Origin of the sequence: Hydrogenophaga intermedia (genome assembly GCF_000723405.1) — a bacterium.
Classification (GTDB): Bacteria; Pseudomonadota; Gammaproteobacteria; order Burkholderiales; family Burkholderiaceae_C; genus Hydrogenophaga; species Hydrogenophaga intermedia.
Genome location: NZ_CCAE010000011.1, coordinates 98,524 through 109,500 on the forward strand (window position 1 = coordinate 98,524; position 10,977 = coordinate 109,500).

13 protein-coding genes and 1 pseudogene are annotated in these 10,977 nt (G+C 61.0%); 11 read left to right on the forward strand and 3 right to left on the reverse strand.

Translation table 11 applies throughout. From position 1 onward, the window contains the following. Positions 1-17 precede the first annotated feature (17 nt). Positions 18-170: a hypothetical protein gene (locus BN948_RS26625; RefSeq protein ID WP_009518535.1), complete on the forward strand. Its 153-nt coding sequence runs from the start codon at positions 18-20 to the stop codon at positions 168-170. A 230-nt stretch (positions 171-400) separates the two neighbouring features. Here BN948_RS26625 and BN948_RS09575 read toward each other — a convergent pair whose 3' ends face one another. Continuing rightward, on the reverse strand, positions 401-790 hold the full coding sequence (locus tag BN948_RS09575; protein ID WP_035621396.1) for a hypothetical protein: 390 nt from the start codon (positions 788-790) through the stop codon (positions 401-403). A 295-nt stretch (positions 791-1,085) separates the two neighbouring features. Between BN948_RS09575 and BN948_RS25615 the strand changes: the two genes are divergently transcribed. From BN948_RS25615 to BN948_RS26630, 6 genes are all read left to right on the forward strand, one after another. After that, positions 1,086-1,604 (forward strand): HAD domain-containing protein, encoded by a 519-nt coding sequence (locus BN948_RS25615; protein WP_051756070.1) that lies wholly within the window; start codon positions 1,086-1,088, stop codon positions 1,602-1,604. A 112-nt stretch (positions 1,605-1,716) separates the two neighbouring features. Continuing rightward, positions 1,717-2,124 (forward strand): hypothetical protein, encoded by a 408-nt coding sequence (locus BN948_RS25620; protein ID WP_051756073.1) that lies wholly within the window; start codon positions 1,717-1,719, stop codon positions 2,122-2,124. A 9-nt stretch (positions 2,125-2,133) separates the two neighbouring features. Further along, positions 2,134-2,871 carry a metallophosphoesterase family protein gene (locus BN948_RS09590; protein ID WP_035621398.1) on the forward strand — a complete coding sequence of 246 codons (738 nt, stop codon included), beginning with the start codon at positions 2,134-2,136 and terminating at the stop codon, positions 2,869-2,871. 3 nt (positions 2,872-2,874) lie between these two features. Beyond that, positions 2,875-3,702 (forward strand): metallophosphoesterase, encoded by an 828-nt coding sequence (locus BN948_RS09595; RefSeq protein WP_035621400.1) that lies wholly within the window; start codon positions 2,875-2,877, stop codon positions 3,700-3,702. Between the two features lie 2 nt (positions 3,703-3,704). After that, positions 3,705-3,971: a hypothetical protein gene (locus BN948_RS09600; protein WP_035621401.1), complete on the forward strand. Its 267-nt coding sequence runs from the start codon at positions 3,705-3,707 to the stop codon at positions 3,969-3,971. Positions 3,972-4,620: 649 nt separating this feature from the next. Next, positions 4,621-5,241 carry a class I SAM-dependent methyltransferase gene (locus BN948_RS26630; protein ID WP_035621403.1) on the forward strand — a complete coding sequence of 207 codons (621 nt, stop codon included), beginning with the start codon at positions 4,621-4,623 and terminating at the stop codon, positions 5,239-5,241. Positions 5,242-5,250: 9 nt separating this feature from the next. Here the strand turns inward: BN948_RS26630 and BN948_RS09615 are convergent, their stop codons facing one another. Together BN948_RS09615 and BN948_RS09620 are read right to left on the reverse strand one after the other, a co-directional pair. Then, positions 5,251-6,162, reverse strand: coding sequence for a hypothetical protein (locus BN948_RS09615; RefSeq protein WP_009518532.1), 912 nt, complete (start codon positions 6,160-6,162; stop codon positions 5,251-5,253). 56 nt (positions 6,163-6,218) lie between these two features. Continuing rightward, positions 6,219-7,271, reverse strand: coding sequence for a DNA-binding protein (locus BN948_RS09620; RefSeq protein ID WP_009518531.1), 1,053 nt, complete (start codon positions 7,269-7,271; stop codon positions 6,219-6,221). A 125-nt stretch (positions 7,272-7,396) separates the two neighbouring features. On the opposite strand from BN948_RS09620, the gene BN948_RS09625 reads away from it, so the two are divergent. From BN948_RS09625 to BN948_RS09635, 4 genes and pseudogenes are all read left to right on the forward strand, one after another. Beyond that, positions 7,397-8,464, forward strand: a complete 1,068-nt coding sequence (locus tag BN948_RS09625; protein ID WP_035621404.1) for a site-specific integrase — start codon at positions 7,397-7,399, stop codon at positions 8,462-8,464. Positions 8,465-8,761: 297 nt separating this feature from the next. Next, on the forward strand, positions 8,762-8,998 hold the full coding sequence (locus BN948_RS26635; protein ID WP_138820232.1) for a hypothetical protein: 237 nt from the start codon (positions 8,762-8,764) through the stop codon (positions 8,996-8,998). A 58-nt stretch (positions 8,999-9,056) separates the two neighbouring features. Beyond that, positions 9,057-10,040: a glycosyltransferase family 2 protein gene (locus BN948_RS25625; RefSeq protein WP_051756076.1), complete on the forward strand. Its 984-nt coding sequence runs from the start codon at positions 9,057-9,059 to the stop codon at positions 10,038-10,040. A 472-nt stretch (positions 10,041-10,512) separates the two neighbouring features. Further along, positions 10,513-10,977: pseudogene (locus BN948_RS09635) on the forward strand (transposase); the annotation flags it as partial.

Here is a 10,977-nt window from a genome sequence, read left to right on the forward strand (position 1 = left end):
AGGTCTCGAGCTTCACCATGCTCATCGTCAATGTCGACAACCACGAGCTGTTCAAGCTGTTTCACAAGCCCAGCGATGAGAAGTGCATGGTCGTGATCCTTCGCGAGGATCAGTACGACGAGTGGCTGGATGAATCGGCCGCCAAATCCATGAAGTTCATGCGCCAGTAGCGGCCTCGTCGGTCTCCTCCAGCGCGCACGTCACTGGCTCCTCAAACAGGCCCCGGATTGCTGTCACCCTCTCTTGGTCCAGAGACAGACCTCGGGCGATGCGATGGGCTGCGACGACATCCAGCGCCAGACGCATGCTGGCTCTGAGTTCTTCAGGGTTTCAGGCGATCGACGTTCATCCTCGTCGTTCTCGGCTGGAATGGGCCGCAGAAAGGGTGTTGGAGAACGGGTCAAGGCTTCATTGCCACCCAGGTGGTCGACTTCGCGTGGATTGCGAACTCCTTCTTCGTGGCGCCTGCCTTGCTCCGTCGGATCCAGGTCTCACCGGACGGCAACTGGTACGTGACACCTACCTCGGGAGGACAGCCGGCACTGTCGAGATCATTGCGCTCCTTGGGACGTGCGCCGGACGGGCCGCCGACCAGCTCCTGGAGCGTCGCCTCCGCCTCGAAAGACTTCATCATCTTGATCAAGTGGATGACAGCATCCTTCTTGGTCTTTCCCATGTGAGCGAGCTTGTCAGATAGGAAGTTCATCGTGGATTCGAACTCCTTTGTCGACTGCTCTTCTGCCTGCTTCATCAATTGCTCCGCGTATTCGCGGAGTTCGGTGGCGCTCATGCGGGATGTATCTCGTTCAGTGTTGGTCACCAAGGGCGCTCCTGAGAAGGTATTGGACGTAGAGAAATTGGCCTGACAGGCGAATGGCGATGCGAAAGGCGAAGCGCACCCACCCGGGCCAGATGCAGATTTCGGCAAGGAATGAATGAGTCTATTCCACCGGACCGGGTCAACTCCCATCACGACATTCCCATAGACGGTCACCTGTCTGCGTCCCATAATTGGTCACCATTGTTTTTGTAGGCTCGATTCGATAGTCTTTGTTGTTCTGAACGGATCAACGACCGAGTCGCACGTGGGCAAGACATTGTCAATTTCAAGTTCGCCGAGGGGCGACGTCACGCTGTTCCTGGATGTTGATGGCGTGCTGCATCGCCGTGAACTAGGCGCCGAGAAGTTCACTGCCTTGCCGCAGCTACAAGAATCGATCCGCCGACACCCTCGGCTGGAAGTAGTCATCTCCAGTTCCTGGCGCGAGGTCTTCGATTTCGAGGACCTCGTCGAGCTCTTCGATGAAGATCTGCGCCAGCAGATCGTCGGCACTACGCCTGTGCTGGATCTGGACACGGAGTTCGTCCGCCAGCGCGAGTGCGAGCAATGGATGGACACTCATCGACCCTCGGACCAAGAGTGGCTTGCCGTCGAAGACGAGCAAGCATTGTTCGAGCCTGGTTGCCCCCAGTTGCTACTCGTCGACGGCAGCAAAGGGCTGCAGGTCGAGGACCTGAGGCGCCTGGATGAGCGCATCTCGGAGGCCTTGGCACGAGTGCCCGAACTCAAGCTGGCGCGATGGCGCTGCTGGCGCGCGGCATGAAGCCTGAGGATGTAAGTTCCCCGGACTGGAAAGAGGCAGACCACGGCATGGGCGCAGGGCAACGTGTCGCCCTCTTCGGCGCAATGCGCACGGGGCGCAAACAGAGGACCACATGAACCACGAACACAACCAACAGCTGTTCGAGCGCTATCCGAAGATCTTCGAACATCGCGAGCGACTCTGGTGTCGAGACGGCTGGTTCGATTTGATCCACGCCCTGTGCGGGAAGCTTCAGGAGATCTCTGATCGCACCGGGTCTCAGGTCGTGGCTCGCCAGGCTAAGGAGAAATTCGGCGGTTTGCGCTTCTATGTGGATGGAGCCACGACGGAGCACGACAAGGCCATTGCAGAGGCTGAAACCGCCTCGCATCACACATGTGAAGTCTGTGGGAAGCCGGGAGAGATCAAAGTCGCATCTGGGTATGTGCAATGCCGCTGCCCTGCCCATATGCCCGAAGGGGCTATCACCCTGGAGGAGCAAAGGCAAGCTCTTCGAAAGGCCCACGATGATCTGGCCTAGGACGGGGCAATGATTCTGTTCTGCGGTGACCCTCATGGTCGCTTTGACCACATCCTGGAGGCCGCCGACAGGCACCAGGTTTGGGCAGTCGTCTTGCTCGGTGATCTGGAGGCGCCGGCGCCGCTGAGCCAGGTGCTGGCCCCGATCAAGGAGATCACCTGGCTCATCCATGGCAACCATGACACCGACTCTGATCTCAGCTTCGCGCACCTGTGGGACGACGAGCTGGGGCAGAGGAGGAGCCTGCACGGCCAGGTGGTGGAGCTACCTGGTGGTGTGCGTGTGGCGGGCCTGGGCGGGGTTTTTCGGGAGTCGGTGTGGCACCCGGATCCTGGCTCGAAGAACCGCGGTCAGCCGTTCTTTCACAGCCCGCAGGAGCACGCCGCGCGTACGCCGCGGCAGGACCGCTGCAGGGGGATGCAGCACCGAAAACACTGGAGCTCGATCTATCCTGAAGTCATCGACAAGATGGCTGATCTCAGGGCGGACGTGCTGGTGACCCACGAGGCACCTGGCTACCACCCGCACGGCTTCGAAATTCTGGACACGCTGGCGCGATCGATGCGCGCGCGTACGACTGTACATGGCCATCAACACGATCGCCTGGACAGCTCAGCACGCTGGCCGGCACAGGGGTTCCAGAGTCACGGTGTGGGGCTGCGAGGGATCACGGCATTGACCCCAGAGGGCGAGATGGTTGTCATTCAGCCAGGCGAGCTGGACGAGGCCAGGACCTGGAGGGTTTGAGGAATGCGCGCACTGGTTCTTTCCGATCTTCACCTCGAGTTCCACGGCTTCGAGACGGTGCACAACGGCCGCCGGATTGATGACGGGGTTGACGTGGTCGTCTTGGCGGGGGATATCGCTGCGGGGAACGACGGCATCGGGTGGGCCCGCAGGGCGTTCCCAAGCAAAGAAATCGTCTACGTGGTGGGCAACCACGAGTTCTATGGGGCGGTCTACGAGCTGCGAATGGAGGACCTGCGCGCCGCGGCGGAGATCGAAGGCGTGCATTTCCTCGAGCGCGACCGAGCGACGATCTCGGGCATCACCTTTCTCGGCGCAACCCTGTGGACCGACTTCAAGCTGTTCGACGAGCTGGAGTTTTCGATGGAGGAGGCGTACTACGGTCTGAACGACTTCGGTGCCATCAAGACCCACCTGCCCCGTGGCGAAGAAGAGGCGTACCAGATTGGCGTCTACCCGGGTCAGTCACCCTCTCGCTCGCGCAACTTCTTGCCGATCGATTCCGCGAAGATCCATGCGACGACTGTCGACTGGTTGAACGACGAGCTGGCCGCTGTAGAGTCAGCGAGGACGATTGTGGTGACCCACCACGCACCGCACAGAATGTCGATCCATCCGAGGTACCAGGCCGATGGGCTGACGCCTGCCTTCGCTTCAGATTTGGAACACTTGATGGGCCGCAGCCGGTACTGGATCCATGGCCATATGCACGACAGCCAGCGCTACGTCGTCAACGGAACCGAGGTCGTTCTTAATCCGCGCGGCTACCCCATGTTCAGCGGCGGCTTTGAGAACAAGAACTTCGATCCAACGCTGGCGATCGAGATCTGAACATGGCCAAGCTACCTGACCCGCTGCCGACTGCCAACGTCGCCGGATTCGTGGCAGAACTTGCACGCGAGCATGGCGTGGTCGTTATTCGAACAAAACTCGATCAGGTCGCAGAGAAACTGACTGAGCTTTCAGGCGATGACGTCAGGCTCGATGCCACTGAGCTCGCCCTGTTGAACCTCACGGAGCGCGGAATCATCACCGCCCGGGAGATGAACGTGCTCATTCTGAACCACATTCGCGAGCAGCGCCGATCTGGGTTGTCGTGACGTCCGCCAGGCGACTACTTGCTTATGCCACTACCAAAATCCTTCTCCAATCTCACGGCTGGATTCCCCGACCAGATTCCACCCATGTATCAGGCAATGCACCGTGCCGCGATCTCAATGTACCAATCGCGAGGCGTGGACTTGGTGCTATATCAGGACTTTCTGCGCACGAGGCAAGAGGTCTTCGGTGGAAGTACCGGGGCCGAGTTCTTGCTCGGCCGTGCTGCCAACCCTGCGTTGCGAGATCTCGGACCGGAAGAACTGGCCGCGCTATTCCTGGAGATTGCTGAAGAAGATCTGCACAGAGCGACGTCATGAGGTGCCAGCTGGCAGACCAACCTTAATTTCCGAGCGGACAGGCCCGGAACGTCCTGGACACCGCGGTTTTCAAGCTCCCGGCAGTTCCCACCGTCAGTTAGCCCTGTCGCCGGCAACCTCCAACCAGTTTTGACCCCTGCTTGGGCCTGTCCGAACCAAATTGACCGGTACTTGGCGTAGCGCACCCAGACCCAGTTAACCCAGTCGCCGGCGGGCGTTGACCAGCTTTTACCCCTCTTGGGCTTGTCCGAATCGAATTGACCAGGCTCTGCCACCATGACTCTGGGCAGGAGTGCTGGCTAGATATACAGCCCATGAGATGATGCGGCGTATGAATGATGTCGTGACGCCGTTGATCCCGGTGGCTTATGACGGGCGCGAGCAGGCGCTGGTCAAGCACCGACTGCTCGAGGACTATCTCGAGAAGCTCTTCTTGATCATTGGCATGGGGTCGAAGAACGGAGGCGGCAGCATTGAGCTCTGCTACGTCGATTGCTTCGCCGGCCCCTGGGGCGATCCGTCCGAGGATATGCAATCCACCTCGATCGCGATCTCGCTTACCACGCTCGACACCTGCCGCCAAAAGCTGGCGAGCATGGGCGTGTACGTCAAGATTCGGGCGCTCTATGTGGAAGCCAGGCGTGTCGAACAGCGGCAGCTCAAAAAAGCGGGCTGTCGGCACCAGCTTCCCACCGGGGGCAGGCTGCAGGAAACCGGCGATCGAGAGTCGCTCTGCAAGCTTCACCGCCGCAGTCTTGGCTCGAAAACCCAATACCTTGCCCATGCCGGCATAGGACGGCAGAACGCCGTACCTTGCGTAATGGTCTCGCAGCCGGCTCAGGTGCGTTGCGTCGGTGTTAGGGTGTCCCATGCGGGCATTTTGGTGTACGAACGTACACCTTGCAAGGCGCATGTGGCGTGGCTGCGACTTCCTGCGGACTCAAAGGCGTAACCTGAGGAGTCAGTTCATACCCACCAGCTCAAGGTGTCGGACCTTGAGCTTCCTCGAGCTGGGCAAAACGTCGATTGAGAGCACCAGTCGTCGCAACGATGTGGCGTCGTTCGAGAACCAGCCCAAAAGCCTATCTACTTTTGGCGGAGCACCAGGTGGCGGTGGGACAACAAGGCCAGGCACCGAAGACAGCCCGGTTGCACCGTACGCATTGAGGCTGTGGCAGATGGCGCCTGCTGCGAGATCTGCTATGGCGACAAAGTCCTCAAGGTCACGCTTGCCGGTGTCGGATGCCGTCGTGGCAACCCGCAGGTGGCCCAATCGGTGTTGCAAGTAGTGGCTAGCAATGTTCCCGAAGGCATTGGTGAAGAGCGTGTGGCGCTCGACGTTCGCTGCGATTTCGTCTTCATCGGTGATCCACAGGACGTCCTGCAGTTCACGAGAAAGGCCAGCGAGAACAAGGGCCATGACATGGCAAATTCGCAGCACCCGCTCCTGCGTGCGCGCCGGCCACTCGATGAGTTTTTTGAACTCGTCAGGCACCTCTGGCTGCACCTCATCTGCGTCGAATATCGAGCCGATTTGCTTGTCGAAGAGCACGACCAATAGCAGGCCGGGGATCAGGTCAGCGGCGGATAGGAAGTCAGGAAGTGCTGCCACGCGCAGTTTGTCGTTCAACGACTTGAAGGACATCCGGCGCCCGTCGGGAAGATGTGCTTTCCGGCACCGCACCCGAGCTTCGTCCCATGGTCTGAGCTTCATTGCGTCGGCAATAACGAAGGCCAGCGATTCGTACTGAGAGGAAGGATGCTGCCCACCGTAGTCGGAGCCGACGAGGATCTGCGTTGCAGTGTCGAAACTTGGCAGCGCCCCGTGCCTATGCATGTCGAGCGTCTTGAACACCCGGTTCAGGACGTTCATGGACCGCAGGTCAGGCCGATCGCCTAGGCGCCAGTTGTGCGCCAAGGGTGAGGCGATCACGCGGCGTCCCTCTTGCGCTTCGAGCCTCGCCGACTTGCATGGGCGACCTCGACTTCGCTGGAGCCTGCTTGCTTCCTAGAGGGGCCCAGCTTGGCCGCGAGCTCAGACAGCAGTACTTCCTGCGCGGTGCGTCCAACCAACTCCCGTTGCGCGGCGACAAGCTCAGCCTCGAGCTGCCGGATACGGACATCCCGTTCATCTACGAGTGCTTGCAAGCTCAGCTCTTGTTGCCGCGAGTCGACCTTGAGCTGCGCCAGCCGGTCCGCCACGGCGGTCAGTTGCTCGGACGCTGAGATTTGGGCCTTGAGGGCCTCCTCGAAGCGCTTGGCAACGGATTCGGTCGATTTCTCGGCCTTTACTCGTAGTTGCCGCTCGCGTTCAATCTCCCGGGCAGCGCGCCGCTCGGCGCCTTGCGCTCGCTCATCCGCCGCGCCGACGGTGGCCGCGAGTCGTTGGTTGAGTTCTGCCATCTGCTCGGCGGCGCGCTGGCGCTCTTCGATCAGCCGCACTTTCTCGTGCGCTAGCGCCTCACGAACCTCCTGGAGCCGGGCGCGCTCGGCCGCCAGTTCTTCGTGCGCCTGCCGCAGCACCTGAGCCTGTTCGGCCAGCTCGCCCTGTAGCTTGCTCGCCTTGGCACTCGCTTCGAATGCAGCTGCACCAGCAATCTCGGCACGCTCCTTCTCGGATTCGACGTTGGCCACGGCATCCGCCAGGCCTTGGCGCAGTCGCTCTTCGAAATCCCCCCTCGTCTGGGCGAGGGCCGTCTCCCAGAAGTGTCGGGCGGCTTGCAGCACGGGGTCGGGCACGCCGGCGGGAGCCGCGAAAGCCCCAGGATCCTGGATGCGCCGCCCCAGGTGCTTGAACCACTGCTCCAGCAGCGGCCCCACGGTGTTGGGTGAGCCGCTGCCCAGGTGCTGGCGCACCCGCTCGATCGTGGGTTTTTCGCCCGCAAGCAGCACGGCGTCGGCCGCGGCCCAGACGTCTTCACGCTGCACGCCGCGGCGTGGGCGGATCTCGTCTGCGCTGACGCTCGAACTTTTGATTTGCATCGCCCTGCTCCGGTGGTTAAATTACCCACGATAAGAGATTGTTATCGTGCCTTATCGGCTTGATTTGTACGATTTCACACTTAGTACATATCAAATATCTCACCACACCGGCCTGAGCACAACACATGGCGCTGCCCGCCCTCCTCAAGACCCCCGCCCTGGCGCCGCATGAGCTGAGCGCCGTGGCCGAGCAAGCCGTCGCGGAGCTGCTGCGCGAGGGCGAGTCCGCCAACACCCAGCGCAGTTATCAGGGCGCGCTGCGCTACTGGGCCGCCTGGTATGCGATGCGCTATGGCGATCAGATCGCGTTGCCGCTGCCCGCAGCCTGCGTGCTGCAGTTCATCGTCGACCACGCCCAGCGCACGACCCCCAAAGGCCTGGTGCACGAGCTGCCGCTCGAGATCGACCAGGCGCTTGTCAGCAGCGGCTTCAAGGGAAAACTCGGGCCCCTGGCCAACAATACGCTCGTGCACCGCGTCGCCGTGCTGTCAAAAGCCCACCAGGTCAAGGAGCTCAAAAATCCGTGCCGCGACCCCAAGGTGCGCGAGTTGCTCTCGCGCACGCGCAAGGCCTACGCCAAGCGCGGCGAGCTGCCCAAGAAAAAGGACGCGCTCACTAAGGATCCTTTGAAACTGCTGCTGTCCACCTGCGACGATTCGCTGCGCGGAAAACGCGACCGCGCCCTCCTCCTCTTCGCCTGGGCGAGCGGCGGGCGGCGGCGCTCCGAAGTCGCGGCCGCGGACATGAAGTTCTTGAAGAAGCTGGGGCCAGGAGAGTTTTCTTACGAGCTCGCATACTCGAAGACCAACCAGAGCGGAGCCGATCGGCCCGAGAACCACAAGCCGGTGCGGGGTGCGGCCGGCGCGGCGCTGCAGGAGTGGCTTGCAGCAGCACGGATCCGCGAGGGCGCCCTCTTCCGCCGCGTGCTCAAGGGCGGCAAGCTGGGGGCGCCGCTGTCCGCCGCGGCTGTGCGCGACATCGTCAACGAGCGCTGTCGGCTGGCCGGCGCCGAGGGCCAGTACTCAGCTCACTCCTTGCGCTCAGGCTTTGTCACCGAAGCGGTGTCGCAGCAGGTGCCACTGCCCGAGACGATGGCGATGACGGGTCACCGCAGTGTCGCCAGCGTGGTGGCGTACGCTCGTCAACTTGCCATGGACCACTCGAAAGTTGGCACCCTCTTCGGCGACTCGTAAGCCAGGAGACGACCAATAGCGGCCTGATTGCGGTTGCGCCAAGAAATGAACTCGAGGCATGCTTCACTTCACGATCGTGAGCCGTGACATCGTTGCGTGATTTCTCGCATTCTCGGTATGCTCTGAGGTATCTTTGCGACCGTCTGCTTGGAACTGTGGGATTGGTCTGAGCGGTCGGCACCAACGAAGCTAGGGCAGTGCCGACTATCGCTGTTGCCAGCCAAGGGGCGCGAAGACGCAGCCAGGCTCAGGCATGAACACATCACCGATGAGTTAGTGACTTCCGGAGAATCTTGATTGAATACGCTGTCGCTAACACTCAACCTGGCATCCATTGCTTGCGGCCTGGGCTCCGTGGCATGCTGGTTCATGTCCACGCGAATTTCTTGGCCGAACACCATGCACGACGGGGGTCAAGCCCAGATCAAAGCCATGCTCCGACAATCCTCGCTCAGTGGCTGGGGCGCGATACTCGCAGCGGCCTCCGTGAGCATGCTGGCGATCGACAATGTTTTGAAGCTGCTGATGCAGTGATTTTGGTCTGGATCAGTATCTGATTTAACAACAGCGGCTCGCCGCGCTTGGAGGGGAAATGTCGAGTTTGATATCGGTGGTAATGCCTTGCCTGAACGCGGGCCGTTATCTTCAGGAAGCCGTGGATTCTGTCCTGGGGCAGCAACTGCCCGCGCCGTGGCAACTCGAACTGCTACTCGTCGATGACGGTTCGCGAGACCCACTCACCTTGGAACTCATTGACAAGGCCCGCTCGGATCCACGGGTCCGGGTCTTGGTCAATGACAAGCCCGGCGGCGTCTCGCGTGCGCGCAACCAAGCGATCAGTGCCGCGCAAGGCACTCTCATCGCTTTCCACGATGCCGACGACAAGTGGCAGGCTGGTCACCTGGCGACTCATATCCGTTTGCTGCAGGACGATAGTGTGGCGTTTTCGGCCACCGACTACGACTACATCGACGCGGAAGGTCAGACGATCGCAACAGACTGCCTCTGGTCCAACCGTCGCAAGGGGCCGAAGCTGCGAGAAAAGCTGGGAGAGGGGTCGAGCGCGATATTCTCCAAGCCCACCGAACTGTTCATCACCATGTGCCCGGCCTGGATCTGTGCGCTGGTGGTTCGCCGCGATGCCCTGGGAGGCTCACGTCCCTTTAACGAAGATCTCGCACTGGCAGAGGATCTGGAGCTTTGGATTCGTTTGGCGCTCAATCACAACTTTGCCTTCGGCCGCGCGACGACTGCCCAGTATCGCAAGGTGGGTACTTCGCTTACGAACTCCGCAGGCCCATCTCGCCTGGACATGGCGACCGCGAAAATGTACGAAGGCCTTGCTGCGCGGCCCGAGTTCGCGGCCTACGTACCGCTTATCCGCCACACCGCAAACACGCACCATCTGTCTGCGGCCTACGGGCTCAAACTTCTGGGGAAGCGACTGCAATCTTTCGCATGCATCGCAAACGCGGTGCGCAGCCTACCGATGGATCGCAGAGCCTATCGACAGTTGCTGACGCTTCCTTTGCCGACGCGGCAGAGTGCAACCGCAACCGCCGCGACACCAACATAGTCGTCTGAGTAGCTCACTCTGACCAAGGACGAGTCGATCTTTCGTGCCGGCTCGCTTCATCGTCGGTTCACAGGCGTTTGATCGCCTCTTCAACTTCCTGAGCAAAAGAATCCTTTGGCAGGCGCCTTTGGGCGGTGAACCGAACTTCCTTGCAAGCCAACCAGAGGTGCTGGCCATCCAGTAGACGGTCGAGCGCGACGTCAACGTTCCTTGACAGATTCTTGCTATCTATCCACCAACCGAGACGTTGCTTGTGGAGTCGTTGAGCTACCATCTGTTTCTCTACGTCAGTTGGAAGGAGAAGCTGGGGAGTGCCCGCCAAGACGGATTGAGTGGCCAAACCAACCGATGCATAGCTGATGACGAAGGATGGTCTTGCCCCAGAAGTGGCTCCGCAAATCTGAACAGGTGAGATAAAGCAGGCTCCGTGCATTGAGCTGGTCCGATGCGGGCTGGCGAGAAGGAGCTTGTGATGAACAAGAAGGCATCTGGGCGGCGCACGCGCCGCTCCCACAGCGCAGCGTTCAAGGCCAAGGTGGCGCTGGCTGCGCTGCGCGAGGACAAGACCATGGCCGAACTCTGCAAGGAGTTCGAGCTGCACCCCACGCAGATCAACGAATGGAAGCGCCAGCTGCTTGATCGCGCGGCCGACGTCTTCGGCGCCGGCTCGGCCCCCCAGCCGGTCGATCTGGCCCCGCTGCACGCCAAGATCGGGCAGCTGGCGCTGGAGAATGATTTTTTAGAAAGCGCGCTCACCAAGGCGGGATTGCTGAGCGCAAAGCGATGATCGACCGTGAGCACCCCTTGAGCGTGGTGCGCTAGGCCCGACTGCTGGAGATCAGCCGCGGCGCTGTCTACTACCAGCCCCGCCCCACCAGCGAGAGTGACCTGGCGCTCATGCGCCGCATCGACGAGCTGCACCTGGAGCATCCCTTCA